Genomic DNA, 26,548 nt, shown 5'->3' with positions numbered 1-26,548 from the left:
GACCGCTAGCAGGAGGGACCGCACCTTGAGTGCTGAATGGGGCGAGCGCATGGCTCGCAACGAGGGAGGACGGTGGTGAAACGTCGCCCCTCCCCATCCCTGGCTCTCTTAGTCTTGGGCCTGGCTTCCGCCTTCTTGCCTGCGGCCGAAGCCTTGGCCCAGACCCTTGGCTCGCAAGGCAATAGCGGTAATCCCTCGCAACCGCTGCCCAACAGCCAAGATACCAGCGACGGCGTCTCGACCGATAAGCCGCCACTGGCGATGGCGCCGATCGGCTCGGGCAGCAAGGAGCCCACGGTCATTACCGCCGACCAGCTGGCATTCGACCAAGGAGCCGACAATCTGACGGCGACCGGGCATGTCGAACTCAGCCAGGGCGACCAGCGCCTGCGCGCGGACAAGGTCGTCTATGATCGGCGCACCGACCGCGCGCATGCCTATGGCAACGTCATCCTGCTCGATCCGAGCGGCCACACATCCTTTGCCGACGAGATGGAGGTCACGGGCGATCTCAAGACCGGCATGGCGCAAGGCATCAGGACGCTGACGCAGGATCAACTGCGGATCGCGGCGGTTCAAGGCACGCGTACGGACGGGACGATCAACACCTTCGACAAGGTCGTCTACACGCCCTGCCCGGTCTGCAAGCAAGAAGGCAGCCAGCCACTCTGGCAGATCAAGGCACAGCGGGCAGTCTGGGATGAAACGGCGCGCGAGATCGTCTTTCGGGATGCCCGGTTCGAGGTGCTGGGCATCCCGGTCTTCTATACGCCCTTCTTCTCGCAGCCAGATCCGACGGTGACGCGCAAATCGGGCTTTCTCGCGCCCACTGGAGGCACCAATTCGGAATTGGGCCTGACGTTCGAAACACCCTACTTCGTCAACCTCGCGCCCAACCGCGACATAACATTGACGCCGATGTTTACGACGAGTGGCGGTGAAGCTCTCTTCGTCACGGGACGCGATCTTGAGAATTTCGGCCTCACGACGCTTCAGGCCAGCGGTGCCTACACCCAGAAATACGCGAAGACGGCCCAGGCTAGCAAAGACGACGAGTTCGACTTCCGGGGCAATATTTCGGGCACGGGTCGCTACAAGTTTTCTCAAGATTGGGTAGGCGGCTTCGATCTCAATCTTTCGAGCGACAATACCTATCTCGACCGCTTCAACATCTCCTCAGCCGACATTCTGCAAAACGACGTCTATGTGCAGCGCATCGTCGACCAGGATTTCTTCGGCCTGTCCGCTTACGGCTTCCAGTCACTGCGGGAGGGCGAGCAGCAGGGCACCATTCCGCTCGTCTTGCCGGTCATCGAATACAATACGCGCTCGGCGCCGCTGCGTTGGGGCAGCACCGCTACCTATGATGCGAACTTCGTCGCACTTACTCGCGACGAGGGCCTGGACACGCGCCGGATCTCCAACACGGTCGGCTGGGAGCTTCCGTGGGTCGACCAGATCGGTGGTGTCGGCCGACTGAGATTGAGTGGTCGCGCGGACTTCTACGACTATGCGGGCGATCCGCGAAATCTGACCTCGACCGACAATAGCAACGGTACGCAAGCTCGCGCTTTTCCCAAGGCGTTTGGCACCTATAGCATTCCGCTCATCGGTGAGACGGGATCCTGGCAGAATTTCCTCGAGCCGGTCGTGGCAGCGCAGCTAGCCCCCTACGGGCTAAACAGCAGGCGTTTTCCGAACGAAGACAGCATCGAGTTTGAATACGACGAGACGAATATCTTCGAGGAAAACCGCTTCACCGGCCTAGATCTCGTCGATGACGGGACACGCGTCTCCTATGGTCTTCGATTCGGCTCGCTTGGGCCTGGGGTCGTCGACATTGACGGGGTCATCGGCCAAACCTATCAGCCGAAGGTCAACGACTATTTCCCCAGCGGCTCGGGGCTCGACACGACCTTCTCCGACTATGTGGGCCGAATCGACTTTCGGCCGACGGAACTCTTGAACTTCCGCTATCGCTTCCGGCTGGACAAGGACAATTTCAAGCTTCGGCGCAGCGATATCAAGGTGAGTTTCGGGCCACCACGGCTGCGTTTCGACATCGGCTATCTGAAACTCTATGACGACGCGGTCGATCTGACCGACGACACCCGCGAGGAAATTACCGCGGGCGTACGCTATCAGATGACCGATCGCTTGGCGGTGGCCTCGCAATTTCGCCGTGATCTGACCAGCGATTCCGAGGTCTCCAACCTCTTCGGGCTTCTCTATACCCATCCTTGCATACAGATCCTGGCCGGCTTGGAGCAGAGCTTCGTCCAGCAAGGTGAACTCAAAGACGAGGTATCATTCAAGATACGCGTGTCCCTTGCCACCATTGGCAGCGTATCTTCAGGCTATTGAGGATGGGAGAAGGCCCTAGGGTCGTATTCGGTAAAACACGCATTGAAGGCCGCTTGGCCTTGAGGCGGAAGCAGTTCCCCGTTAGTCAACGATGCGTATCACACTCGACGGGCGAGCCATGCCGCATTCCTTCTTGATCCAGTCTGCCGGTCACGCCAGCAGGCGTCCGCTACGAAGTGGCATAGCGCTCTGCCTTGCGTGTGTCCTTGGCTCGGCTCCCTCCTTGGTTCCGCACCAGGCCCAGGCCCAGGCCCAGGCCCAGGCCACCACGGTCCAGCGCATCATCGCGGTCGTCAATAGCGAGATTATCACCGAGCAGGAGTTGCGCGCACGCATCCTCCTGGCGATCGTGATCTCCGGCTTGCCCGACACGACGGACACACGACAGCGAATTGCACCGCAAGTGCTACGCGCGCTCATCGACGAACGACTAGAGATTCAGGAATCCAAACGCCTGAAGCTGGATGCGGACGAGACTGATGTCGATAAAGCGTTCGACAACATCGCCCAGCGCAATAATATGACACGCGATCAACTCACTCAGTTCCTGGGCAGCCGAGGGGTGGCCGCAGGGTTGGTGCGCGATCAGCTTCGTGCGCAGATCGACTGGATCCGCGTGGTCCAGCGTGAGGTCAGACCCAAGGTGGTCGTCACCGAGGATCAGATCAGTCTCGCCATGCGAGCCCCCAACACCGCCAACGAAGAAGTCCGTCTCTCCGAGATTCTACTGCCCGTCTATGAGCCCGGCCAGTTGAAGGCGGTGATGGAGGATGCGCGACAATTGACGCAGGAGGTTCGTAACGGCGCCAATTTCAATTCCGTGGCGCGCCAGTTCAGCGCAGCGCAGAGTAAGGACAATGGCGGCGATCTCGGCTGGGTGCCGGTATCATCCGTCCTGCCCGATCTCCAGCCGATCATCGGCCGACTGCAGCCGGGCCAAGTCTCCGACCCAGTCGAAACACCCGTCGGCATCCATATCTTCTACGTCTCGGAGCGTCGAGCGGCTGGCGCGCAGGCCGGACAGAACGACCGAAATGCCGTACGCCAACAGCTCTCCCAGAGCCAGCTCGAGCGGCTGGCGGAGCGCTATCTTCGTGATCTCAGGCGCAACGCCTTCATTGACATTCGCGCAAGTGGCTGAGCAGCGGCCGGACGGGCTCGAACGGAGCTGCTACTTGCGCCGCGGCGCGCTCTTCTTGCCGCGTCCCATGCGGATATTGGCCGGTCGGCCGGATCGATTGCGGCCGCAAGCGCCACCACGGCCCGCCGAATAACCTTTCGACCAGGTGTCGCGTGCCAGTTCCGCCGTCGCGCCGGGCTTGTGCTCGACGATACGAAAAAGCAGTGCACCCGTGGTCGTGTCCGCCAGGGCCAGCACCACCTCGACACGGTCGCCCAAGGCAAAAACCTTGCCCCAGCGCCGTCCGACCAACGCATGGTGGCGCTCGTCGAACTGAAACATGTCCTCGCCCAGCGACGAGACCGGGACCAACCCCTCGGCGCCGATCTGATCTAGAACGACGAACAGGCCGAATCGCTGGCAACCTGTAATCTTGGCAGCGAAGCGACTGCCCTCCTTGTCCGCCATGTAGAGGGCGACAAGTCGGTCGAGCGCGGCCCGCTCGGCCTCCATGGCGCGCCGCTCGCAACGTGAGAGATGAGCCCCCTCCTCGGCCAGCGCCTCGACGTCCGTCTCGGGCAGCGCGCCTTCACCGAGCCTGCAGACCTTGATGAGGGCCCGGTGCACCACAAGGTCGCTATAGCGTCGGATGGGCGAAGTGAAATGCGCGTAGCGCCGAAGGTTCAGGCCGAAATGGCCGATATTGCGCGGACTGTAAACGGCCTGCGCCTGGCTTCGAAGAATGAAGCCCGATACGGTTTCTCGCATCGCTGGCTCGCTGATCTTTTCGAGAAGAGCCGTGAAATCGCCGGGCCGCTTGGCGCCTCTGGTCCAGGGCACGCCGACGCGCTCGAGGAACTCGGACAAGGTCTCAAGCTTGAGCGGATCCGGCTTGTCGTGGACGCGATAGAGCGCTGGTTGGTTCGCTTCCTCAAGGACGGTTGCCGCCGCCACGTTGGCGAGGATCATGAATTCTTCGATCAACATATGCGAGTCCAGCCGCACGCGCCGCGTGACCTCGGCCATCTGACCCGGCTCGGCGAAGATCACACGACGCTCGGGCAGATCGAGATCGATAGCCCCTCGCTTGCGCCTGGCCGCAGCCAGGATCTCATAGGCCGCATAAAGCGGTCCGATCACGGGCTCCAACAGGGGGGCGATCTCGTCATCGGGAAAGCCGTCACGCGCCGCCTGGACGCGCTCATAAGTCAGCCTCGCGCGCGAACGCATGAGACCGCGCCTGAAGCGCTGATCAAGCAAGGATCCGTTGGCATCGATGCGCATCTCCGCCACGACACAAGCCCGCTCGACCTCCGGCTTGAGCGAGCAGAGCTCGTTCGAGAGCTCCTCCGGCAGCATGGGAATGACGCGGTCCGGGAAATAGACGGAATTCCCGCGCTCATGCGCATCACGATCGAGCGGATCGCCCGGCCGGACATAATGCGCGACGTCAGCGATCGCGACGACGATCCGGTAGCCCCCAGGATTGGATGGGGCATGATCGGCAGCGGCCCAGACCGCATCGTCGAAGTCGCGCGCATCCGCGCCATCGATCGTGACGAGATCAAGATTGCGATAATCCGTCCGCTTGCCAAGCTCGACCTGAGTTGCGGCCGCGGCCAATGCCAGCGCCTGAGCGGAGAAGGCCATGGGCAGCCCCAGCCGCGTTGCCACCGCGAGGCTGACGATGCCGGGATCGTCAGCTCGGCCCAGCCGCTCCAACACGCGAGCGCGTGGTAAAGCCAAGGGCCGTGGCGACTGGACCACACTGGCTTTGACCATATCGCCGAGACCGGCTCCTCCCAGATCCTCTGGTCCGACGCGGTATTCCATCTTGGCATTACGGTCGGTTGGCCGTAGCCGGACGCCATCCTCGCTTTGTTCGAGGACACCCACGACCTCGTTCTCCAGGCGCGGCAACAACCGCATCAGATGCGCGTCATAGCGCTCGGCACCGCGGGGATAGAGTCGAACGAGGAGACGATCGCCCACGGTAGGCGCCTTGCCATCCAGGGCCTCAACCGGCAGAAGGATCCTCGCCGCGGCGGCCATGGCGCTCTGGCATACGAGGTCGCCATTCTCGTCAATGGCAGTGACGTCGACGACACCGACGGGCGGCAGACCGTCCAGCGCGACGTCGCGTGGCTTGCGGCCACGCCTGCTGACGATCAGCCCTTCGCTCTCGAGCTCCCTCACCATCCGCTTCATCAACGGCCGGGCAGTAGCCTTGAGGCCGAAAGCCTTGAGCAACTCATTGGTCCTGGGCCGCTCCTCGGCTTGGCTCAAAACGCGCAGCAGTTCGTCCCGCGAGGGCATTCGCTCGGGTTTGCGTGGCGGCGAGGCCAAATGCGTCAGCCCTTCCGCCGGGCGGGAGCCTTGCTGGCCGGCTTGTCCTTAGATGCCTTCTTGGTCGCGGTCGCTCCTTTAGGCTTGAGAGCGGAGGTGGCTGTTGCCGCCTTGGTCTTCAAAGCCGGTTTCGCGGCAGCTTTCCCTCGACCGCGGACGGGTTTGCCTGAGCGCGCCGCTTTAGCGCGCAAAAGTTCAACGGCCGCCTCGAGTGTGAGGGTCGCCGGATCCATATCCTTCTTGAGGGTCGCGTTGACACCGTTCGCAGTGACGTAGGGGCCGAACCTACCATCAAGGAGCTTGACCGCCTTGCCGGTGTCGGGATCGGCGCCAAGGTCGCGCCCCTTGGTCGGACCGGCCGCACGCCGCGGCGCAGCACCCTTGCCCGGATTCTCGGCAAGCAGGGCCAGTGCCCGGTTGAGACCGACGGTCAAGACATCGTCGTCGGCGTCGAGCTTGCGGCGTTGGGCACCCGATTGAACGAAGGCGCCATAGCGATTGAGGATTGCTTCGACGGGCTCGCCGCTATTGGGATCGGTGCCGATCTCGCGTGGCAAGGCCAGGATTTGCATAGCCGTGGCGAAGTCGATCGTCGCGGGCTCGTAGCCAGGCGGCAACGAGGAGCGACGGGGTTCCTCTCCCGTGCCGCGCTGCAGATAAGGCCCAAAACGACCAGCTTTCAGCCAGACTTCCTCGCTCGTGCCGGGATCGACGCCAAGGAGTCGCTCGGTTGCACCACCCTCCAGCGTCGTCACGCCCAGTTGGCGCGTGTAGCGGCATTCAGGGTAGTTCGAACAGCCGACAAAGGCGCCGAACTTACCGAGCTTTAGTGACAGCGTGCCTGTACCGCAATTGGGGCAGCCGCGTGGGTTCGCGCCGTTCTCGCGCTCCGGGAAGAGGAAACTACCCAGCTTTTCGTTCAGATTCTCGATGACTTCGGCGACGCGCCGCTCCATCACCTCGTCGATCCGCCCCTTGAAGGGGGCCCAGAACTCCCGCAGCACGTCCTTCCACGAAAGTTCGCCCGCTGCCACGTCGTCGAGCTTGTTCTCGAGGCCAGCCGTAAAGCTGGGCTCGATATAACGGTCGAAGAAGGAGAGGAGGAACGCCGTCACCAGACGGCCTCGATCCTCGGGCACGAAGCGCCGCTGCTCGAGCTTCACATATTGGCGGTCCTGAAGGACCGAGATGATGCTGGCATAGGTGCTGGGGCGCCCAATGCCCAATTCCTCCAGCCGTCGGACCAGCGAGGCCTCGGTAAAGCGCGGCGGCGGCTCGGTAAAATGTTGTCTGGGCTTGACGTCGCTCTGACCCAGGCCTTCGCCTTCCTTGATATTCGGCAGGAGGCGGTCATCGTCCTCCTCCTCGTCGGCCTGGCGATCGTCGCGACCCTCTTGGTAGAGCTTGAGGAACCCGTCGAAGGCGATCGTCTGGCCGGTGGCCCGCAGCCCGATCTGCTGCCCGCTGTCACCGATCTCGACAACGACACGATCCAAAACGGCGGCCGCCATCTGGCAGGCCATCGTTCGCTGCCAGATCAGCTCGTAGAGCCGCTTCTCGTCCGCCGCCAGATAGGAGGCGACATCAGCAGGCACGCGAGCTGGATCGGTCGGCCGGATCGCCTCATGCGCCTCCTGGGCATTCTTGGCCTTGGTCTTGTAGACGCGAGGACTGGCCGGCAGATATTGTTCGCCAAAGCGAGCAGCGATGACGCGGCGGGCGCCGCCGATGGCCTCGCTCGAAAGATTGACGCTGTCGGTCCGCATATAGGTGATAAGGCCCACCGTCTCACCACCGAGCTCGATGCCCTCGAATAGCCGCTGCGCCACCTGCATCGTCCGCGAGGCCGAGAAGCCCAGCTTGCGCGACGCCTCCTGTTGTAGCGTAGAGGTTGAAAATGGCGGGGACGGCGTACGCTGCACCTGCTTGCGTTCGATCTTGCGCACCGAAAGCTCGGCCTTGCGTACGGCCGACGTCGCAGCCTCTGCCGCCTTGGCGTCACCGATATCGAATTTGCCCAGCTTCTTGCCGGCAAGCTCAGTCAGGCGCGCGGTGAAACGATCCTTGCCGCTCGTCTCGAGGAGCGCCTCGACAGTCCAGTACTCCCGGGCAACGAACGCTTCGATCTCATTCTCACGCTCACAGATGAGCCGCAAGGCCACGGACTGGACTCGGCCAGCCGAGCGGGATCCTGGCAGCTTGCGCCAAAGGACAGGGCTGAGCGTAAAGCCCACGAGATAATCAAGTGCCCGACGCGCCAGATAAGCGTCGATGAGGTCGGTATCGAGTTGCCGGGCATTCGCCATCGCCTCGAGGACGGCGCGCTTGGTGATCTCATGGAAGACGACGCGCTCCACGGGCTTGTCGGCGATCGCCTTCTTTTTCGCCAGTACCTCGAGAAGATGCCAGGAGATCGCCTCACCTTCGCGATCCGGATCGGTCGCCAGAATCAGTTTGTCGGATGTCTTGAGCGCTGTCTGGATATCGTCCAGCGCCTTCTTCTTCCGATCCAGCACCTCCCATTCCATGGCGAAGTCGGCATCGGGCTGCACGGCCTCGTCCTTCTCCGGCAGGTCGCGCACATGCCCATAGGAAGCGAAGACCCGATAGCCCGGGCCCAGATATTTTTCGATCGATTTGGCTTTGGTCGGCGATTCGACGACGACGACGTCCATGCTCTCTCTGCTACGCGGTCCGTGAGTTCAGGTCGGTCTCGCAAGCGATGGCCGCCCATCGTTCTTTACGAACCGCGCTCTATCCTATGGGTGGAAGAAGGCCACGCTGCAACTGCGGCAAAGGTTCAAGCAGCACGGCGGGACACGCGATTACCGGAATGCCGGTCGATGCGACCATCCAATTCCAGTTCCAAAAGAACCTCCTGCACATGAGCGACGGATGCTTGGCATTGGCGCACCAGTTCGTCAACCGCAACGGGCTCCATGGCTATCAGTTGCAGAAGCTGCTCTTCCAGCGTCAGGACTTGGCGCCGCGGCGAGGCCATCGTCGCCGTACCTCCAGGTGCAAAATGCCTGCGGCTAGCCGCCGACTCGGCTTTGGAGGGATGGATCGGCCTGTCTGGCCCCATCCGGGCGTCGCTCAAGGGGCGGAGAAAAGACAGGATGTCGGCGGCATTCTCGACCAGGGTGGCACCTTGTTTGAGAAGATGGTTGGTGCCGCCATGTCGTGGGTCCAACGGGCTGCCCGGCACCGCCATGACCTCACGCCCCTGCTCGGCGGCGAGACGCGCCGTGATGAGCGAACCGGAGCGCAACGCGGCCTCGACCACCAAAACGCCCTTGGCAAAACCGGAGATCAAGCGATTGCGCCTTGGAAAGTCACGTGCCCTCGGGATGGCACCAAGCGGCCTTTCGCTGATTACACAGCCACACGCCGCGATCTTCGCGGTCAGCTCGGCATTTTCCGGCGGATAGATCACGTCGGCGCCCCCACCCACGAAAGCGATCGTCGTCCCCCCGCCGTCAAGGGCGCCTCGGTGCGCGAAGGTGTCGATGCCGCGAGCGAGCCCGGAGACGATCGTCATCCCCGCTTCCGCCAGATCAAAGGCAATGCGGCTCGCAAGCGTGCAGCCGTTTGCGCTGGCATCCCTGGCACCGACGATCGCAACGCCCTCGCCCGTCAGCAATGCCGGGCTGCCGCGAACGATGAGTGCCACTGGTGGATCGGCGATCTCGCGCAGTGCGGCTGGCAGGCGCGAATCGCCATAGACCAAAAGATGGGCGCCGCTCCGCGCCACGGCATCGCGTTCGCGGTCGGCCTGCCCGGCGGAGCAAAGCACACAATTTGGCCATCGATCCGTGGAGATCAGCCTGGGCAGAGCAGCTACCGCCTCGACGGCGCTGCCGAAGCGATTGAAAAGGCGTAACGCATGTGTAGGCCCGATCCCACGCGAGCGGGCCAATTGTAGCCAAGCGCGTTGCTCGTCCGGATCGATGGTCGATAGCTGCATCAGTCGCCCGTTACGTGCAGAATATGTCGCTGTAATCAACCCTAGGCCATGGTGTCCAGGAGAATGAACGAACCGATGCCGGATCGCTGGCAAGGCTATTACGATGCCACTGCGGGTAGGCCGCCTCGCCATACCCTGGTGACCGCACTGCAAGGCTTCGAACGCGAGGGCATTGGGCCTGCCCTTGCACTCGATCTTGGTTGTGGTGCTGGCCGCGAGACGTTGCCAATGCTGCGAGCCGGCTGGCGTGTGGTTGCGATCGATTCGACATCCGAGGGGCTGGAGAGGCTGAGGGCAGCTCTCGAGCCCGGCCTTCAGGCACAACTGACGCTGCGCGAGGATAGGCTGGAGACGGCAGACCTACCCCTGGCCAAGCTCGTGAATGCCAGCTTCGTTCTTCCTTTCCTTGAGAAGGAAGCATTTCTCGACCTTTGGCAACGGATCAACCGGGCGCTGGAAAAGGGCGGTCGCTTTGCCGGGCAACTCTTCGGGCCAGACGATTCGTGGGTGCGACGCGGCACGTGCCACGGCCATGACAGGCTGGAGATCGACCGATTGACCAAGGACTATGCGGTCGAACTTCTCGAGGAAGAGTCGCACGAAGGGATCACGCCGCGCGGGACAACGAAATATTGGCATATCTGGCATCTGGTGCTGCACAAGCCCTAAGGGCTTCAGCGCCGGCTGGAAAAGCTGACCTTGCTCTCCGTGCCGCCGATGAGACGGCCAAGATTGGGCCCGTGCTTCGCTACGATGAGGAGGGCCAGCCCTAGGAAAAGCAGGGCTGGTCCCTCATGGCCGAGAAGAAGTGCCACGATTGGCGCCAACGCCGCCGCCAGCATCGAGCCTAGCGAGACGTAGCGAGTAAGCCAGACCACGATGATGAACACCGCGAGGATCGGCACCAGGACAAGGGGCGTCAAGGCCAGGATGACGCCGGCCGCCGTAGCCACGCCTTTGCCGCCTTTAAAGCTCAGCCAGACCGGAAAGCAGTGGCCGAGCACAGTGGCGGCGCCGGCCGCAAGTCCGGCCTCCGGACCTAGCAGCCCGAAGGCGACCCAGACGGGGACGGCCCCCTTGAGGAGGTCGGCCAGCAACGTGAGCAAGGCCAGGGACTTGCGGCCCGTGCGCAGCACGTTGGTGGCGCCGATATTGCCAGACCCGATCGTCCGAATGTCACCGGCGCCGGCAAGACGAGTGATCAGGAAGCCAAACGGGATCGAGCCGATCAGATAGGCGACGACGAAGGCGATCGCTACCGGCCAGCCCCAGGCCATTCCTTGCTCACCCATGCTCTCCGTCCACTAGTCAACGATGGTTCGCCAGATAGAAGCTTAAGCATCGGAAGGCCAGAGGGGTGGCCTGTTCATGCGAAGGCAGCCCTAAATCCAGCGCGCAGCGCCCGGCAGGACTGCATTATGTGGCGTCGCGCGGAACGGACGGCCCATGGCCTGCGCGCAGGCGCTTGCCGAAACCGAGACATTCCATGTCGCGAGACGGCACCCTAATTGAACTTTGAACGAACATCGCAGCAACCCCGCTCATGCCTCGGCGGCGGTGTAGATCGTCCGGCCATCGACGATGGTTCGATGCACCTTGCCCTGGACGAGGCGGCCCTCGAAGGCGCTGTTCTTGGAGAGACTGAAAAGCGCCTGCTCAGTGATTTTCCAGGGTGCGTCGGGATCGAAGAGAACGCAATCGGCCGGGCTGCCCTTGCGCAGCCGGCCGGCATCGAGGCCAAGCAGATCGGCAGGAGCCGACGTCATGCGGCGCAGCAGATCCAAAAGCGGCATGCCATCCTCATAATGCAGACGCATGGCGACGGGCAGCATTGTCTGCACGCCGATGACACCCGGCTCAGCCTGAGCGAAGGTTTGCCGCTTGCTGTCCTGGTCCTGCGGGCAGTGGTCCGAGGCAATGACGTCGATGGTGCCGTCCTTGAGTCCGGCGACGACGGCACGGCGATCTTGCTCGCTTCGCAAGGGCGGGCGCACCTTGGCAAAGGTACGATAGCCTTCGATCTCAAGCTCATTCAGAGCCAAATGATGAGGACTGGCATCACAGGTGACGCGCAGCCCCCTGGCCTTGGCAGCGGCGATGGCCTCGATCGCTGCTGCCGTCGAGACGTGCGCGATATGCAGCCGTCCCCCGGTCAGTTCCAGTATCCTAAGGTCGCGCTCGACCATGATGATCTCGGCAGCTGCGGGAATGCCAGAGAGACCCAGCTTCGATGCAAGCGCCCCCTCCGTGACATAGCCATAGCGCGCAAGCTCCGGCTCTTCGGGATGCTGGACGATCAAGCCATCGAATAAAGTTGCATAGGATAGAGCGCGACGCAGCAGCCGGGCGTTGGCAATGGTCCTGTCGGCATCGGTGAAGGCAACCGCTCCGGCTGCCTTGAGAAGGCCGAGTTCGGCTAGCTCCTTACCTTCAAGCTTCTTCGTTAGAGCGGCGTAGGGATAGACCTTCACCAGCTTCACGAGCCGAGCACGTCGCGCGACGAACTCCAGCATGGCTGGATTATCGATCGGCGGATCGGTGTTGGGCAGCAGGGCAAGACTGGTCACGCCGCCAGCGGCAGCCGCCATGGCGCCGCTGTCGATGCGCTCCTTATGCTCCGCGCCGGGCTCGCCCAGTTGCACGCGCATATCAACCAGTCCCGGAGCCAGGCAGAGCCCTTTAGCATCGATGATCTCGGCACCACTGGGCGCCATCGCTGCGGTGACCTGCGGGCCCAATTCAGCGATGCGTTCACCGACGGCCAGAAGGCCGCCTTTGACATCGAGACCGGTTGCTGGATCGAGGAGGCGAGCATTGATGATCAAAAGGGGACGGCTCAAGCGTCGGCTCCCCGAAGGCTTTCTGTCAGAATATCGAGGCAGGCCATGCGGACCGCCACCCCCATTTCGACCTGATCGAGAATGGCGCTCCGATCAATGTCGTCAGCGACGACGCCATCGATCTCGACACCTCGATTCATTGGCCCAGGATGCATGATCAAGGCGTCGGAGCGAGCGGCGCGCAGCTTGTCGTAGGTGAGGCCGAAGAGATGAAAATATTCGGCCAGCGACGGCACGAAGCTCCCCTGCATACGCTCAACCTGCAAGCGCAACATCATGACGATATCGACGCCCGCCAAACCGCGAGTCATGTCAGTGTACACTTCGACGCCGAAATCCTCGAGTCCCGCCGCCAGGAGCGTGGGAGGCGCCACGATGCGCACCCGAGCCCCCATGGCCAGGAGGAGATGGATATTGGAGCGCGCGACCCGGCTGTGCAGGATGTCGCCGCAGATCGCGACGGTCAGACCCTCGATGCGTCCCTTGCGACGTCGGATGGTAAGCGCATCGAGAAGGGCCTGGGTGGGGTGCTCGTGCGTTCCGTCGCCCGCATTGATGACGGCGCAGCGAACATGGCGGGCGAGAAGGGCCACGGCGCCGCTGTCTTGATGCCGCACGACCAGCACGTCTGGATGCATGGCATTGAGCGTCATCGCCGTGTCGATCAGCGTTTCGCCCTTCTTCATGGAAGAATTGGCCATCGACATGTTGACGACGTCGGCGCCCAGGCGCTTGCCAGCAAGCTCGAAGCTGGTCTGGGTCCGTGTCGAGGCTTCGAAAAAGAGATTGATGTGCGTCAACCCCTTGAGAATCGATAGCTTCTTGTCATTGCGACGGTTCAAATCAACAAAACCGTCGGCGCGATCGAGAACGGCGGCGATCTCGAAGGGCTGCAAGCCCTCGATGCCAAGGAGATGCTTGCCACCGAACCCCCGGCCAACGTCCATCGCCAATTCTCCCGCTCGATCCGTCGCCGGCCCGCCTTGTAGGCAGGGCGCAAACGGCGCGGACTATGCCGCCAGCGCGCATCCGGAGCAAGACGCTGGCTATCAACCATTGGCACATGCTCTAAAACAAAAAATGAACGAGGGGTGATCTATGCGGTGGAGCCTTCAGCCGTTGGCGTTCCTGGTCCTCTGGCTCTGCATAACAGGAGCAGAGGGCGTCGCGCTCGCAGCAAGCCTGCCGCAACTCAAGGCAGCGCCAAGCTCGTCCACCCAGGAGAACAGCATCGACTCGCTGCTCCAGGCTTTCCCCGACGGAATGAGCGAGTCCCAGATCGAGGCGATCACGCGCTCAGCCGACCCCTTACTCGGCCGCGAGGCCTTACGCCAAATCCTCACCGCCCAGACGGCGCGACATCAGGTCAGTTCCCAAAATTCAGAAGAAATGATGCTGGAATTCTATAGCCGGCGTCTGCGTGAAGTGCTTGCCAGCTATGACGGCCTGTCCGAGACCGTCAGCCACGCGTTGCGCAATCCTCGGGGCGAAGCCATGAACGCCCCGCCCGGCGCATTCATTGCAACCATCGTGGTTATCGCCTTGGCCTCGATCGCGGGCTCGATCATCATGCGCCGCTGGCTGAACGCTATCTTGCGCCGGCGTCATCCGAACCTGCGTGGATTCCGGCTACGCGCTGTCCTCCTTGCAAGCACCATCGCCGCCATCGCCAGCTACGCTCTATTGATCGTGCTGCCCTACTTGGTGCTTCATCCGGGCAACCCCGCGGCACCGATTGCCCTGGAATTGCTGCTCCGCCAGGGCATCACGTTTTGGATCGTCATCGCGCTGACGGGGATGACGCTCGCACCGAACGAGCCGACCCTACGCCTCCTACCTGTCGACGACCGGACCGCGGAGGTTCTCTCTCGCGCCATCACCGTGACGATGGCCTTGATCCTCATTCCGTCCGGCTTCCTTCTGCTGCTCTGGCATGTAGGGCTGCCGCTGAACTCGGCACTCGCCTTGTGGCTGCCGGCCAGCGCCCTGCCCTTTCTCTATCTGCTGGCTTTCCTCATCGCGCATCGTAAGGACGTCGTCCCGAAGCTATTGGCGCGCTTTGGCATGCTCCACCATGATGGCGTGGCCGCCACGCTCATCCCATTGGGAATCGGGGCCTACCTGGTCGCTATCTGGCTTCTCGTCGTCGATGCCTCATTGAAAGGGCACGCCGCGGCGGTGCCGCTCGCCATCGCGAGCTTTGCCATTCTTCTGGCTATCCCGCTGGCCGGACGACTCATCAATTATCTGCTCTTAACGTTCTTCATGCGCGCTGAAATGCAGCAGACCGAGGCTGCCGCAACTGGCCGCGCGGCGCATGTCGAGCTTCCCGACGCCGCGGCGTCTCAGCCTGCTCTGAGTGCAGAGATGCACGTCGCCAAGCTGATGCGTGCGGTCTGGATCATGCTCATTCTTCTGGGCATCCTCGTCGTCGCCTATATATGGGGTTTCGACCCCGCGCGTATGGGCCTTGCGGACTATGGGCTGCGCATCTTCGCCAATGTGGGGATCGTCATCCTTCTGGGCTATGTCGGCTGGGCCTTGATCCAGCGCTGGATCGACCGGCGTCTCGAACTGGCCAGCAGAGACATGGACTCCAGCCGGGCTCAGCGCATGCAGACCCTGTTGCCGCTCTTTCGCAACTTCCTGCGCATCGCGCTCACGGCCATCGTCCTCATGATCGTGCTCTCCTCGCTGGGCATCGAGATCGGCCCCCTCCTGGCAGGTGCCGGCGTGGTCGGCATCGCGATCGGCTTGGGTGCCCAGCAGACGATCGCCGACATCCTGGCCGGCGTCTTCTTCCTCTTCGAGGATAGTTTTCGCATGGGCGACTATGTCGAAGTTGGCAACATTCGCGGCACCGTCGAGGGGATCTCGCTGCGCTCCCTGAAGCTGCGCCATCAGCGAGGAATGCTGCACACCTTGCCCTTCGGGCAGATCAAATCGCTGACGAACTACATGCGCGACTGGTCGCTGATGCGATTGGAATTTCGCCTGCCTGTCGGCACCGATCTCGATCTGGTGCGCAGGCTGGTGAAGCGCGTTGGCGAAGAGCTGGCTGCGGATCCCGAGATGGGACCCGATTTCATCCAGCCGCCAAAGTCACAGGGTGTTCGGAATATCGAAGGCAATGTGCTGGTCGTCGGCGTGAAGTACATTACCCGGCCAGGTCGCCAGTTTGTCATCCGCCGCCAAGCCTACCAGCGAATCCTGGCCGCTTTCGAAGCCAACGGCATCGAGCTCATGGGCAGCGGCGTCGTGGTCAGGGTGGAACGCGTAGCCGACATCGAGCACGCAGTTTTGGGGGCCGCAGCGAGCGCGGCCGTCGAGTCAATGCGAAGCGGCGAGACGAAAGCCGCGAACTGAGCGGCCTTCGTCGTCGTCACGATGCGCTCAGGCCGAGAGGGCTGCCTCGGCATCGAGGACGACGGCTACAGCATGCACGACCGAGGCGACGCGGACGGCGGCCTGCACCTGCTCCGTGTTGAGACCCGCCTCTCGAACGACATGCTCGTGGCTTTCAAGGCACATGCCGCAGCCGTTGATGGCGGAAACGGCCAGCGACCAGAGCTCGAAATCGACTTTCTCGACGCCGGGCCTGCCGATGACGGTCATGCGCAGCTTGGCGGGCAGCGTCTTGTAGTCAGGGACTTCGACCAAATGGGTGAAGCGATAATAGATATTATTCATGCCCATGATCGCAGCCGCTGCCTTGGCGGCGTTCAGTGCCTCGGGCGACAGCTTGGCGCCGTACTCGGCCACCACCGCCGATGTAAGAGCGGCATTGCGCGAGGCAATGGCGCAGGCGACAAAAGTGCCGGCCAATTGCTGAGCCGAGAGAACCTGCTCATTCGCAAGTGAAGACAGGTTGAGTTTCAGATCCTTGGCATAGTCCGGCAGGCTGGCGCGCAGATCTTCCAACGACATGGTTCGTCATCCCGGGCAATGATTGGGCAAGCGCCCGTTAACTGGGCGAGGGCAGAAATGCAAAGCCCGGCCGTTGCCGGCCGGGCTTTGTCAAAACCGCCCGGGGGTAAGGCCGATCAGGCGGCCTTCAGGACATCGTCGCCCTTCTGCCAATTGCAAGGGCAGAGCTCGTCGGTCTGCAGCGCATCCAGCACGCGCAGTACTTCCTGCGGATTACGGCCGACATCGAGATCGTTGACCGAGGCGAAACGGATGATGCCCTGGGGGTCGACGATGAAGGTGGCTCGAAGAGCCACGCCCGCTTCCTTCTGGAGCACCCCGCAAGCGACCGTGAGATCTTTTTTGATGTCGGCCAGCATGGGAAAGGGGATGCTCTTCAGGTCATCGTGGTTCTGGCGCCATGCCAGATGCACGAATTCGCTGTCGGTCGAAACGCCATAAACAACGGCATCGCGGTCGTTGAATTCGCCGTTCAGCTTGCCGAACGCGGCGATCTCGGTCGGGCAAACGAACGTGAAATCCATGGGCCAGAAGAAGACGATCTTCCATTTGCCCTCGTCCGAACCTTCCGTGACACGGGTGAACGCCGTTTTGGGGTCAAGGCCGATGACGGCCTTAAGATCGAAAGAAGGAAATTTATCACCCACGGTCAGCATCTGACGTTTCTCCATGCTCAAAATCAAACGTATTTCTGGGCGCATAGTAGTTCGCCCGGCGGGCGAGCGCACGTGCCATCATGCCGCGCTGGGGTATAGGTGTCATGCTAGGTTGCAACGCAGCAGGACGCCCTGCGACTTTCCGCCCAAGGCGTTAACCGACGCTTAACCCATCGCGTCGATAGTCGATGCATGAACAGGCCCCACCGATCCCCATTCATTCTGCTCCACCGGCTCCTCCGGCTAATGGTCTGCTGCGCGATTAGCGCCTGCAGCTTCGATGCGCCGCCGCCCTACTTCAGCGCAGCCGCGCCGAGCGGGCCGCAAGTGCCGGTCTTTTGCTACCAGACGCTGGCCGATGCCGATTGCTATCCGACGCCTCAACCCGGTCAGGAGAACCGGTTCACGGCCGTTTATCAAAAAGATGTGCTGGACAAATCGAGCCTCGAATACTGGACCTCGCCAGAGACGGACGAACTGGGCAATCCCATCGGACCGCCGCGCTATCGCCGCGTCGTGACGCCGGCGGGCAAGCCAATCAACGTGCCCGCCGCCGCGGCCGCGGCGCGACAACAGAGCTATCGCAGTGTACCGGCCTCAGTACCGATCGCCGATCCTACCGCTACAAAAATGCAAAATCGGCCGGGCAGGATCGGCACCGCGTCGCTCGACGCCTACACGGCCCGCTCGGCCAGTCCCTATGCCTTGACGACACAACAGAATGTCGCTGGAGCCGCTTCTACGAGCATCGAGACGTTTCCCCTATCTGGAACTCCTATACCCGCGCAGCCCTCGCCCATGCCGCCTGCCTCAACGGCTTCAGCCACGCAGCCTCGCTCCTTGTTCATCCGTTGAACTCGCAAATCGTGGCATGACCAAGGCAAGTGACCGAACGCCGGCCATTCAGTATGGCTCGCCTGCCTTAGGAATTTGCGCTGAGCGGCCGACAGGCGGCGCAAAGGCCGCGTAATTCGACCGTCTCGACCTCAATGGCGAAGCCGGCCCGATGGGAAGCGTCGGCAATCGCCGCATCGAGTGCCGTGTCGGCGAACTCAACCGCATTGCCGCAGTGACGACAGATAAGAAAATAGGCCTTGTGGCCGACGCCGGGCCGCGAGCAGCCGATAAATGCATTGAGCGTATCCAGCCGATGGATGAGGCCATTGTCGGCAAGGAAATCGAGCGCGCGGTAGACGGTCGGCGGGGCGACACGCGAGCGCTCGCCCCGCATCATTTCCATGATCTGGTAAGCCCCTATTGGCGCATGGCTGCTCCAGACAAGTTCAAGCACACGCCGCCGCAACGCCGTCAGCCGGGCGCCCTGATGCGCGCAGATAGCGACGGCCCGGCCTAAGGCTGTCTCGATGCAATGATCATGATCATGCGACGCACTTAGGAATGGATCGTCCAGCGCCACCTGCGCATCCTTTGCCAAGCCTTCATGGTCTATACATAGGCGATGGGCCGTCCGTCGGCACCCGCTTGCCGTATCCACCCCAAGCGGCTCCAGGCAACCTGGCTGATCTGGGCTAGATCATGGCCTCAATCAGATAGGGACCTGGCGTAGCGAGGCCTCGCTCCAGGGCAGCGGCAAATCCGGCGACGTCATCGACTTTCTCCGCCTCGAGGCCCAGGCTTCGCGCCAGGCCGGTCCAGTCCAGCGCAGGTCGATCGAGTTCGGTCAGGTGTTTTGAGGCCTCGCCGATCGCAAGACCTGCCCGTTCAAGCTCGATCTGCAGGATCTTGTAGACGCGATTATGGCAGATGATGGTCGTGACATCGAGGCCTTCGCGGGCCTGTGTCCAGAAGGCCTGCAGCGCGTAGGCGCCGCTCCCGTCCGCCTCCAGATTGACGATTTTTCGCCCGGGCGCGCCGATGGCGGCGCCAACCGCAAGCGACGGGCCCATACCGATGGCTCCCCCGGTAAGCGCCAACTGAGTATGCGGTCGCGCCCGACCTGCATGAGCTGCGAAGGCGAAGCCTGTGGTCACCGCTGTCGGAATCAAAATCGCGTCCTCGGGCAATCCAACGGCTAGAACCTCGACCAGAGTCTCGGCCGTGAGCGGCCCGCCGCTCGGCATCTGCGCCATTTCAGCGTCGTATCGAGCAATCGGCTCCTTGGCATCCAGCGCCTGAACGAGCGCATCCAGGAACGGCAGGGCATCCTCGTGCAGGCCGGACAGCCAGATGACACCCTCGCGCCCTTCGAGATAGCGCGAGGGCTCGCCCGGCCAGCCGAAGAAGGAGACCGGCCGATCAACGCCACAGCCCACCACATGAGTGAATCCGTCGAGATAGGCCTGCGCTGCCGTCGCGAAATAAGGGAGCCTATGAATCGTCGGCAGGCCGCGTCCGACCTCGAGGCGATTATAGCTCGAGGGAGCGATCAGCGTGCAGCCCGTTGCAGCGGCGACACGGCCAGCGCGCTCGAGTCCGACGCCGAATAAACCCGCCCCACCAAGATAGAGTGCGGCTTTAGGCTGGCGAAGGGCAGTGGCCGCAGCCTCGATCATGGCGAAATCCACCGAAGGTCCGGCATAGCGGGGCGGCGAGAAAGACCGGGCCTCTACCTCGATGGCCTGCAGATCGTGCGGCGCGATAAGTGTGGCGATCGCGCGACGTCCCTTGGCGATTGCCACAGCCTCGGCCGCCAGCCGCCCCATGTCGTCGGCCGATGCCGCTGTCCCGACCCACGCGGAGAAGGTGCGGGCCAACCCCTCGATATCCATCGCGAGCGGGGCATCCGCACTCTTGTGCCAGGTCGCATGCTCACCCACGAGATTGACGACCGGTGATACCGCGCGACGCGCGTTGTGAAGGTTGGCAGCCCCATTGGCGAGGCCTGGACCCAAATGGAGCAACGTGAGCGCTGGCTTGCCGGCGACCCTGGCATAGCCATCGGCAGCGCCGGTGCACACGGTCTCGTGAAGGGCCAGCACCGGCCGCATCCGCGGAGCACGATCCAGCGCTGCCACGAGGGGCATCTCGGTCGTGCCGGGATTGGCGAAACAGACTTCTATGCCCTGGTCCAACGCTGTTGCGATGATCGAATCGGCGCCGTTGGTCAAATGATTGCTCCCCGATTAACTAAAATTCGTTCCTAAGTCTCGGCAATGGAAAAGTAAGCGAGAGGGTTCATGTCTTGCCTGCATGCGTGGCATGCGGAAACACATACTTACACATAGCATTGGCCTACGCTCCTAAGCCCGATTGGGCTTGGCTCGCAACTTCAAGACGAGGCTGCTCGACAAATGTCGACATTTGGAGTGGATTCAACTTGATCGTCGGTTGCTTCGGTCCATTTCTCGAAGTGACGGTGCATTGATGCCGTCGATCACAGTTTCCCCCGCAGCTTCTCGCCTCGGTGGTTCGCCACCGGGGCGTATTTTTTACAGTCCTACACCAGGTGGTCGCGGGTCGCGCTTCATGCTACCGCACTTGAGCATGACGACGCGGCTAAAGAGTCAGGCCTATTGGACGACCGGACCGCTGATGGGTGAGATCCGGCAGGCCGTGCTGCCGGATCTCAGCGACGGGCAAGTGCGCGTTCAGGCCCTTTTTTCCGGGATCAGCCGCGGCACGGAATCGATGGTCGCCCAAGGGTTGGTGCCGCGCCGGGAATGGGCGCGCATGCGCTGCCCCGCCCAGGAAGGCGCGTTCCCGTTCCCCGTCAAATATGGATACAGCCTCGTCGGCATCGTCGAGGCCGGACCGGCGCGTTGGTTGGGACGCACGGTCTTCGCTCTGCATCCGCACCAGACCCGAGCGAACATTGATGAGGCGTTGGTGCAGCGCATACCGAGTGGTCTGCCGCCAAGGCGCGCCGTCCTGGCAGCCAACATGGAGACCGCCTTGAACGGACTCTGGGATGCGGGAATCCTGCCGGGCGACCGTGTGACCATCGTCGGCGCCGGAACGGTAGGTCTGCTCGTAGCATTCTTGGCGGCACGGATGCCCGGCGTTCAGGTCACGATCGTTGACAAGGACGAGCGAAAGGCACCGCTGGCTCGCCGCCTTGGCTGCGCCTTTGCCTCACCAAGCTGGACCTTCGACAATGCCGATCTCGTCGTCGAGGCCAGCGGTAATCCCGAGGCCCTGGCCTTTTGCTTTGGCAGGGCGGCCTTCGAGGCCACCATCCTGGCCCTTGGCTGGTATGGAACGACGAGCCCGGCTTTACCGCTGGGCGAGGATTTTCACGCCAAGCGGCTGCGACTCATCTCCTCCCAGGTCGGACAGGTGGCGAACGTCCAGCGGGCCCGCTGGACGCATGGACGCCGCCTTTCGAAGGCTCTCGAGCTTCTCCTGGACGACCGACTCGACGCGCTGCTGACGGGAGAGAGCTCGTTTGCGTCGCTACCGGCCACGATGCGCCAACTGGCCATGGACGGTACCGGCACACTTTGCCATGTGGTGCGTTACGACGAGGGCTGACAGGAGACAAGGATGTTCAATGTGCGGGTTCGCGATCACATCATGATCGCGCACAGCTTCAAGGGCGACGTGTTCGGACCTGCCCAAGCTCTTCATGGAGCCACCTTCGTCGTCGACGTAACGTTCAGACGCAAGGAATTGGACCGGCACAATATCGTCGTCGACATAGGTCTTGCGACCATGACGTTGAAGGCGATTCTGGCAGAGATCAATTATCGCAATCTCGACGATGTGCCTGCTTTTGCTGGAGAGAATACCACCACGGAGTTCGTGGCGCGCTGGATACATGGCCAAATGGCCGAGGCTATCAAAGCCGGCAAACTGGGGCCAGACGCCAATGCCGTCGACGCGCTAGGCGTCGAATTAGGCGAGAGTCATACGGCCTGGGCAGGGTTCGAGGGGCCGCTTAGTTGAGCGACGAGCGATCCCTCGTCTTTGCTGTTCCAGGTGACCCCGCCCAGCGAACGGGGGGCTATCTCTACGACCATCATCTCCTTTCTGCCCTGCGCGCTGGCGGACTGACCGTCCAGTCGCTCCGGCTCCCAGGCGGCTTTCCCTCTCCCGGGCCAGACGAACGCGCACGGGCGGCAGCCATGCTTGCGGATCTGCCCGAGCACACCACTTTGCTCATCGACGGCATGGCCTTCTCGGTCATGCCCGAGATTATGGCGCGGGAGGCTCAGCGCCTGCGGATCCTGGCGCTGATCCACCACCCGCTTGCCTATGAGACCGGATTATCGCCGGTCAACGTTGCAGCATTGAAGGCAAGCGAGCGGGCCGCCCTTAAATTCGCGCACAAGATCGTCGTCACCTCACCTGTTACACGAGATGCATTGGTCGCTGATTTCGACGTGCCGGCCACACGCATCCAGGTGGCCCTTCCCGGGACAACGCCCTCACCGCTTTCCACCGGTGGTCCTGGCCCATACCTGTCGCTCCTGGCTGTCGGCTCGGTCATCCCGCGCAAGAATTTTCCGAATCTGATCAGAGCGATGGGCAGGCTGGGCGATCTGGATTGGCGACTCAACCTCGTGGGATCGATGATCCGTGATCCCGTCGAGGTTGGACAACTGCGCGAAGCCCTGGGAAATCTTGGCACACTCGGAGGACGTGTAGCGCTTTTGGGCGAGCTTGACGGAGACAGCTTGGCAAGAGTCTATGCCTCGAGCGATCTCTTCGTTTCGAGCTCGCTCTACGAAGGATTCGGCATGGCCGTCGCCGAAGCGATTGCTTGTGGTCTCCCGGTAGTGGCCGTACGTGCGGGCGCAATAGGCAATTGGCTGTCGCCTGATGCCGCCTGCATGATCGACAGCGGCGACGTCGACGCGTTGGCCTCGGCATTGCGCCGAACCATTGGGGACCCCATCATGCGGCTGAGGCTTCAGGCGGGCTCGAGAATCGCGCGGCAGGCCCTGCGCGACTGGCCGACAACCGCTGCTGAAGTGGCTGCACTTCTGGAGGACAAGGGATGAGCTTTGCCAGCGCATGGCTGGACCTGCGCGAACCTTATGACCAGATGGCACGTGACCCCGAGACGGCCATCCGGATCGGTGCGTGGAGCAGTGGTCGCAGCCACCTCAACATCGTCGATCTGGGCGCCGGGACCGGAGCCAATCTGCGCTACCTCGCGCCACGTCTTCGCTGCGCGCAAAGTTGGACCCTTATCGAGAACGACCCGGAGCTGATTTCCGACGGCAGTTCGCGGCTCATGCCCGATGTCGAATGGCGCTATCGTGAGCTTGATCTCGCAAGCGACCTCGAAGCGGCTTTTCCTGCCGATACCGACCTCGTCACCACGTCAGCCCTTCTGGATCTGGTGTCGGCCGAATGGCTGGATCGGCTCTTGCACCTCCTGGCGCAAAGGCGCCTACCTTTCTATGCAGCCCTAACATTCAATGGCGAGATCGAACTCCACCCGCCGGTCGAGGGCGACCAGGAAATGATTTCGCTTTTCAACGAACATCAGCGACGTGACAAAGGTTTCGGTCCGGCGCTCGGTGGCAATGCGCGGGATCATTTGAGCCAGGCAATCGATTTCAGCGTGCTGCCTGCACCGTCCGAATGGGTGCTGGGCACCAAAGACGGGCCGATGATCGTGGCGTTCATCGAAGGGATGGCGGAAGCGGCCTGCGAGGCCAATCCGAGTGCCACGCCCCGCATCCTGGCCTGGCTCTCGGAGCGCCGGGCTCTAGCGGAAAAGGGCATCGGAGGTGCTTTTGTCGGCCACGACGATCTCTTCGCTGGCGACGGCGTAAGGCTCCGCGCCTTCACCTGAGACGCGCTGAACTGGAAGCGGTCGGCGCTTGAGGTCGCAGTCAAAAAGCCAATCGCTGCCCATCGGTATCACGACAGGTTTTAGCCGCAGCGCCTCGTCCATGGTGGCAACAGCTGGAAGGCGAAGCGCCTCGCGTCCGGAGCCGATGACCACCGGCGCTATGCAGAGCTGCAGACGGTCAAGACACCCGGAGGCAAGGAAGCGCGAGACCGTGATGCCGCCTCCTTCTATGAATATGCGGCGGATGCCGCGGCGGCGCAGCCAATCTAGAATGGTAGCGGGCGCGAGGCTGCCGTTCAGTTCACTCGGCAGGCCTAAAAGCTCGGCGTTGCCGAGCTCAGGGCCTTCCTGCCGATCCTCTCGGCACAGCACGAGGGTTGGCGGCCCGCCCCGAAAGAGCCGACAAGTCGACGTCAACTTGCGTCTCGTGTCGATGACCACGCGCAAGGGCGACGGGCCTTCGACCAGACGCACCGTCAGTTGCGGATCGTCGCTCGCCACCGTGCCCCCGCCCACAAGCACGGCATCAGCCAGTGCGCGCAAGCGATGCATATGGACGAGATCAGCCTTGCCGGTCACGTAGGTCGAATGGCCGCTCGATGTGGCGATTCGACCATCTAGGCTCTGCCCCAGGTGGGCGAGAACGCTCAGTCCATCCGCCGCGGGCGTGAGGAAATCGAGATAGCTCTGCGCAAGCTGTCGTTCCACCGCTGTCAGGGTAAAGCCCGCCAGATCTGGAATCGACCCGTCATCTCTGGCGGCGAGTAGGGCCGGCCAGAATCGCGTGATGCCGCATTCCGGCTCGAGTGGCAGCGATCCCGGCCCGCTCAGGCGCCGATCTCCTCGCCCGGCCCGCCACGCAGGATGCGGGCAAGATCGCTGGCCACGTCGCCTTTGCTGCCGCGAGCCCCGTCGATGACGCGAAGAAAGTGCCCACTTTTTTCAAGCTTCGTCTGGAGATAGGCGCGGTTATGGCAGTTGGCGGCAAAAAACAATGGCACGCGTTCGACGACCTCGATGCCGTGTTGGGCGATGATCCGGACTTTATCGGGATTGTTCGTCAATAGCCGGATCCGCTTTACACCCATCAGACTCAGGATGCGGGCCGCAATGCGAAAATCCCGTTCGTCAGCCTGAAAGCCCAGATGCATGTTGGCGTCGACCGTGTCGTAGCCCTGGTCCTGCAGGCGATAGGCACGGAGCTTGTTGATGAGCCCAATGCCCCGCCCCTCCTGGCGAAGATAGAGGAGGATGCCGGCACCTTCATCGGTCATATGGGCGATCGCTCCTTGCAATTGCAGGCCGCAATCACAGCGCAGCGAGCCGAAGAGATCCCCTGTCAGACACTCCGAATGGAGGCGGACCAAGGGGGCCTCGCCGCGCTCAAGCGACTCCTTGAGATTGCCGATCGAGAGCGCAACCTGATCGGCAGTGCCGATGGGCGAGCGAAAGACGGCGATCCTGCACGATTCCGACGCAGTGATCGGCAAACGGGTCTCCACGACCCGAACTAGGCTCGACAGCTCGCTCTCGGCCTGCGCGAAGACGAGAGCGGCGTCGAGCTCCAGGACGGCATCAAGGGCGCCAGACTCCGAGGTCGAGAGAATGGCAGGCAGGAGTCCGGCCCGCTTGACGAGTTCGATTCCGGCCGTCTCAGCTTCGCTAGCAGCGGCAAAGAAGCCTGGACGGACTTCCCCGGCCAGGGCTTCGAAGCCAGGCTCGGCAAGCCCACGCACGGCATCGAAGCCGATATCAGCCGGCAGGGCCATGGCAAGGCTGCCCGTACTCCGAGGCGCTATGCCCAGATGCTGGGTACGCTCGCCCGTCAGCACGAGACGGCAGGGGCCATTTGCCCCGTCGCGAAGGAGAGTGAAACGCTCGGACGTCAGCCCGTCGATTGCCTGGATGAGGCACGCCTCGCGCCCGTCGCGCACGCGCACCGCGGCGCCGGAAGCCAGCACTGCACGGGCCGCGGCGACCAATGGGCCCGCGTCCATTGTTTTAGCGGCGCTGCTCATCGAAGACTGGTCTCCAGCGGCAATGGCTTCCCCTCGTCAGCTTCCCAGATGCCTAAACAGCCATCTCACTGCAGGCAAAGCACGTCAGCAGACATGGGGTCGACCTGGGACGATTGCCACGCATCCACACGCCGACAGGGCAATAAACAACCGCTTAAGTGCAGAAACCATCCCTGAATGTCGAGCGGAGGCTCGCATTGTTCACCTCGGTCGTCGCGTCGCGCGGCAAGGCATCTACGATGAAAAGGCGCCGGGTCAACTTGAAGCGGACAAGCCTTCCTACGAGCGCCTGCGTCATCTCTTCAAGCGTCAGGCTGGCAGCCGGTCGCAACACGACCACGGCCGCGACACCTTCACCCGGCCCTGGTGCGGCAAACCGATCAAGGCCGATTCCTCGCCTGCCGCTAAGGCGTCGATCAACGTCTCGATCTCGCTTGGGTAAATATTGGGCCCACCTGCGATGATGGCATCTTTCGACCGACCGACGACCTACCGTCACATGGTAAAGTGACAGTGCGTGCAGGAGCACGTCAGCCGGAGAAAAGCGCCAGAGGTCCTTTAGCGTCACAGCGTTGCCGAGAAGATTCTCGATAATGAGCATCGC

At 62.5% G+C, this 26,548-nt stretch carries 22 protein-coding genes; 9 read left to right on the top strand and 13 right to left on the bottom strand.

The window, feature by feature from the left end; all coding sequences use genetic code 11:
* Positions 1–75 precede the first annotated feature (75 nt).
* Complete coding sequence (locus tag CFB17_RS02365) at positions 76–2,364, top strand: LPS-assembly protein LptD (protein WP_165769377.1); 2,289 nt, start codon at positions 76–78, stop codon at positions 2,362–2,364.
* A 91-nt stretch (positions 2,365–2,455) separates the two neighbouring features.
* A complete protein-coding gene (locus tag CFB17_RS02360; protein ID WP_088559765.1) occupies positions 2,456–3,505 on the top strand; it encodes a peptidylprolyl isomerase in 1,050 nt (349 codons plus the stop codon).
* A gap of 30 nt (positions 3,506–3,535) precedes the next feature.
* Here CFB17_RS02360 and rnr read toward each other — a convergent pair whose 3' ends face one another.
* The 3 genes from rnr to dprA all read right to left on the bottom strand — a co-directional run bounded on the left by rnr (position 3,536) and on the right by dprA (position 9,797).
* Positions 3,536–5,830, bottom strand: coding sequence for a ribonuclease R (rnr, locus tag CFB17_RS02355; protein WP_088559764.1), 2,295 nt, complete (start codon positions 5,828–5,830; stop codon positions 3,536–3,538).
* A gap of 5 nt (positions 5,831–5,835) precedes the next feature.
* The gene (gene topA, locus CFB17_RS02350) at positions 5,836–8,505 is read right to left on the bottom strand and encodes a type I DNA topoisomerase (protein WP_088559763.1); all 2,670 of its coding nucleotides are present in this window, start codon (positions 8,503–8,505) and stop codon (positions 5,836–5,838) included.
* A gap of 125 nt (positions 8,506–8,630) precedes the next feature.
* The gene (dprA, locus tag CFB17_RS02345; protein ID WP_088559762.1) at positions 8,631–9,797 is read right to left on the bottom strand and encodes a DNA-processing protein DprA; all 1,167 of its coding nucleotides are present in this window, start codon (positions 9,795–9,797) and stop codon (positions 8,631–8,633) included.
* A gap of 63 nt (positions 9,798–9,860) precedes the next feature.
* Here dprA and CFB17_RS02340 point away from each other — a divergent pair, with 63 nt between their 5' ends.
* On the top strand, positions 9,861–10,466 hold the full coding sequence (locus CFB17_RS02340; protein ID WP_243389675.1) for a class I SAM-dependent methyltransferase: 606 nt from the start codon (positions 9,861–9,863) through the stop codon (positions 10,464–10,466).
* Between the two features lie 5 nt (positions 10,467–10,471).
* Here the strand turns inward: CFB17_RS02340 and plsY are convergent, their stop codons facing one another.
* The 3 genes from plsY to CFB17_RS02325 form a co-directional block, all read right to left on the bottom strand.
* On the bottom strand, positions 10,472–11,089 hold the full coding sequence (gene plsY, locus CFB17_RS02335; protein ID WP_207761891.1) for a glycerol-3-phosphate 1-O-acyltransferase PlsY: 618 nt from the start codon (positions 11,087–11,089) through the stop codon (positions 10,472–10,474).
* 249 nt (positions 11,090–11,338) lie between these two features.
* Positions 11,339–12,637: a dihydroorotase gene (gene pyrC, locus CFB17_RS02330; protein ID WP_088559760.1), complete on the bottom strand. Its 1,299-nt coding sequence runs from the start codon at positions 12,635–12,637 to the stop codon at positions 11,339–11,341.
* Complete coding sequence (locus CFB17_RS02325; RefSeq protein WP_088559759.1) at positions 12,634–13,584, bottom strand: aspartate carbamoyltransferase catalytic subunit; 951 nt, start codon at positions 13,582–13,584, stop codon at positions 12,634–12,636. The genes pyrC and CFB17_RS02325 overlap by 4 nt, the downstream gene beginning before the upstream one ends.
* 172 nt (positions 13,585–13,756) lie before the next feature.
* Here CFB17_RS02325 and CFB17_RS02320 point away from each other — a divergent pair, with 172 nt between their 5' ends.
* The gene (locus CFB17_RS02320) at positions 13,757–16,003 is read left to right on the top strand and encodes a mechanosensitive ion channel family protein (protein WP_207761890.1); all 2,247 of its coding nucleotides are present in this window, start codon (positions 13,757–13,759) and stop codon (positions 16,001–16,003) included.
* A gap of 27 nt (positions 16,004–16,030) precedes the next feature.
* Here the strand turns inward: CFB17_RS02320 and CFB17_RS02315 are convergent, their stop codons facing one another.
* Both CFB17_RS02315 and CFB17_RS02310 read right to left on the bottom strand, forming a co-directional pair.
* Entirely contained in the window at positions 16,031–16,564 is a 534-nt protein-coding gene (locus CFB17_RS02315) for a carboxymuconolactone decarboxylase family protein (protein WP_088559757.1), read from the bottom strand.
* A gap of 116 nt (positions 16,565–16,680) precedes the next feature.
* Positions 16,681–17,220 (bottom strand): peroxiredoxin, encoded by a 540-nt coding sequence (locus CFB17_RS02310; RefSeq protein ID WP_088559756.1) that lies wholly within the window; start codon positions 17,218–17,220, stop codon positions 16,681–16,683.
* A gap of 192 nt (positions 17,221–17,412) precedes the next feature.
* Between CFB17_RS02310 and CFB17_RS02305 the strand changes: the two genes are divergently transcribed.
* Complete coding sequence (locus tag CFB17_RS02305; protein ID WP_133063820.1) at positions 17,413–18,075, top strand: hypothetical protein; 663 nt, start codon at positions 17,413–17,415, stop codon at positions 18,073–18,075.
* 67 nt (positions 18,076–18,142) lie between these two features.
* Here CFB17_RS02305 and CFB17_RS02300 read toward each other — a convergent pair whose 3' ends face one another.
* Together CFB17_RS02300 and CFB17_RS02295 are read right to left on the bottom strand one after the other, a co-directional pair.
* A complete protein-coding gene (locus tag CFB17_RS02300) occupies positions 18,143–18,655 on the bottom strand; it encodes a Fur family transcriptional regulator (RefSeq protein WP_243389674.1) in 513 nt (170 codons plus the stop codon).
* Between the two features lie 94 nt (positions 18,656–18,749).
* The gene (locus CFB17_RS02295; protein WP_088559754.1) at positions 18,750–20,288 is read right to left on the bottom strand and encodes an acetolactate synthase large subunit; all 1,539 of its coding nucleotides are present in this window, start codon (positions 20,286–20,288) and stop codon (positions 18,750–18,752) included.
* A 376-nt stretch (positions 20,289–20,664) separates the two neighbouring features.
* On the opposite strand from CFB17_RS02295, the gene CFB17_RS02290 reads away from it, so the two are divergent.
* From CFB17_RS02290 to CFB17_RS02275, 4 genes are read left to right on the top strand one after another with little or no spacing between them, the layout of a single operon-like run.
* Positions 20,665–21,651, top strand: a complete 987-nt coding sequence (locus CFB17_RS02290) for a zinc-dependent alcohol dehydrogenase (RefSeq protein WP_088559753.1) — start codon at positions 20,665–20,667, stop codon at positions 21,649–21,651.
* Positions 21,652–21,663: 12 nt separating this feature from the next.
* Positions 21,664–22,065 carry a 6-pyruvoyl trahydropterin synthase family protein gene (locus tag CFB17_RS02285; RefSeq protein WP_088559752.1) on the top strand — a complete coding sequence of 134 codons (402 nt, stop codon included), beginning with the start codon at positions 21,664–21,666 and terminating at the stop codon, positions 22,063–22,065.
* Entirely contained in the window at positions 22,062–23,123 is a 1,062-nt protein-coding gene (locus CFB17_RS02280) for a glycosyltransferase family 4 protein (RefSeq protein ID WP_088559751.1), read from the top strand. Before CFB17_RS02285 ends, CFB17_RS02280 begins: the two co-directional genes overlap by 4 nt.
* The gene (locus CFB17_RS02275; RefSeq protein ID WP_088559750.1) at positions 23,120–23,926 is read left to right on the top strand and encodes a class I SAM-dependent methyltransferase; all 807 of its coding nucleotides are present in this window, start codon (positions 23,120–23,122) and stop codon (positions 23,924–23,926) included. The genes CFB17_RS02280 and CFB17_RS02275 overlap by 4 nt, the downstream gene beginning before the upstream one ends.
* Here the strand turns inward: CFB17_RS02275 and CFB17_RS02270 are convergent.
* From CFB17_RS02270 to CFB17_RS19900, 3 genes are all read right to left on the bottom strand, one after another.
* Positions 23,840–24,634 (bottom strand): RibD family protein, encoded by a 795-nt coding sequence (locus tag CFB17_RS02270; RefSeq protein WP_088559749.1) that lies wholly within the window; start codon positions 24,632–24,634, stop codon positions 23,840–23,842. The two genes, CFB17_RS02275 and CFB17_RS02270, sit on opposite strands and share 87 nt — an antisense overlap.
* Positions 24,635–24,753: 119 nt before the next feature.
* Positions 24,754–25,944 carry a GTP cyclohydrolase II gene (gene ribA, locus CFB17_RS02265; protein WP_088559748.1) on the bottom strand — a complete coding sequence of 397 codons (1,191 nt, stop codon included), beginning with the start codon at positions 25,942–25,944 and terminating at the stop codon, positions 24,754–24,756.
* Between the two features lie 154 nt (positions 25,945–26,098).
* Positions 26,099–26,545 carry a hypothetical protein gene (locus tag CFB17_RS19900; protein WP_322112116.1) on the bottom strand — a complete coding sequence of 149 codons (447 nt, stop codon included), beginning with the start codon at positions 26,543–26,545 and terminating at the stop codon, positions 26,099–26,101.
* Between the last annotated feature and the right edge of the window lie 3 nt (positions 26,546–26,548).

The sequence above is a fragment of the Arboricoccus pini genome (assembly GCF_900187945.1).
GTDB classification, from domain to species: Bacteria; Pseudomonadota; Alphaproteobacteria; order Geminicoccales; family Geminicoccaceae; genus Arboricoccus; species Arboricoccus pini.
Note: the sequence above shows the minus strand (reverse complement) of the source record. Positions and strands in the feature narration are given on the sequence as shown.

What these genes read in the sequence shown, in the direction of transcription:
- CFB17_RS02360 (WP_088559765.1), top strand. Translation starts at nt 2,456, where the DNA reads ATGCGTATCACACTCGACGGGCGAGCCATGCCGCATTCCTTCTTGATC.
- topA (WP_088559763.1), bottom strand. Translation starts at nt 8,505, where the DNA reads ATGGACGTCGTCGTCGTCGAATCGCCGACCAAAGCCAAATCGATCGAA.
- dprA (WP_088559762.1), bottom strand. Translation starts at nt 9,797, where the DNA reads ATGCAGCTATCGACCATCGATCCGGACGAGCAACGCGCTTGGCTACAA.
- CFB17_RS02340 (WP_243389675.1), top strand. Translation starts at nt 9,861, where the DNA reads ATGAACGAACCGATGCCGGATCGCTGGCAAGGCTATTACGATGCCACT.
- plsY (WP_207761891.1), bottom strand. Translation starts at nt 11,089, where the DNA reads ATGGGTGAGCAAGGAATGGCCTGGGGCTGGCCGGTAGCGATCGCCTTC.
- CFB17_RS02325 (WP_088559759.1), bottom strand. Translation starts at nt 13,584, where the DNA reads ATGGACGTTGGCCGGGGGTTCGGTGGCAAGCATCTCCTTGGCATCGAG.
- CFB17_RS02315 (WP_088559757.1), bottom strand. Translation starts at nt 16,564, where the DNA reads ATGTCGTTGGAAGATCTGCGCGCCAGCCTGCCGGACTATGCCAAGGAT.
- CFB17_RS02310 (WP_088559756.1), bottom strand. Translation starts at nt 17,220, where the DNA reads ATGCTGACCGTGGGTGATAAATTTCCTTCTTTCGATCTTAAGGCCGTC.
- CFB17_RS02305 (WP_133063820.1), top strand. Translation starts at nt 17,413, where the DNA reads ATGAACAGGCCCCACCGATCCCCATTCATTCTGCTCCACCGGCTCCTC.
- CFB17_RS02290 (WP_088559753.1), top strand. Translation starts at nt 20,665, where the DNA reads ATGACGACGCGGCTAAAGAGTCAGGCCTATTGGACGACCGGACCGCTG.
- CFB17_RS02285 (WP_088559752.1), top strand. Translation starts at nt 21,664, where the DNA reads ATGTTCAATGTGCGGGTTCGCGATCACATCATGATCGCGCACAGCTTC.
- CFB17_RS02275 (WP_088559750.1), top strand. Translation starts at nt 23,120, where the DNA reads ATGAGCTTTGCCAGCGCATGGCTGGACCTGCGCGAACCTTATGACCAG.
- ribA (WP_088559748.1), bottom strand. Translation starts at nt 25,944, where the DNA reads ATGAGCAGCGCCGCTAAAACAATGGACGCGGGCCCATTGGTCGCCGCG.
- CFB17_RS19900 (WP_322112116.1), bottom strand. Translation starts at nt 26,545, where the DNA reads ATGCTCATTATCGAGAATCTTCTCGGCAACGCTGTGACGCTAAAGGAC.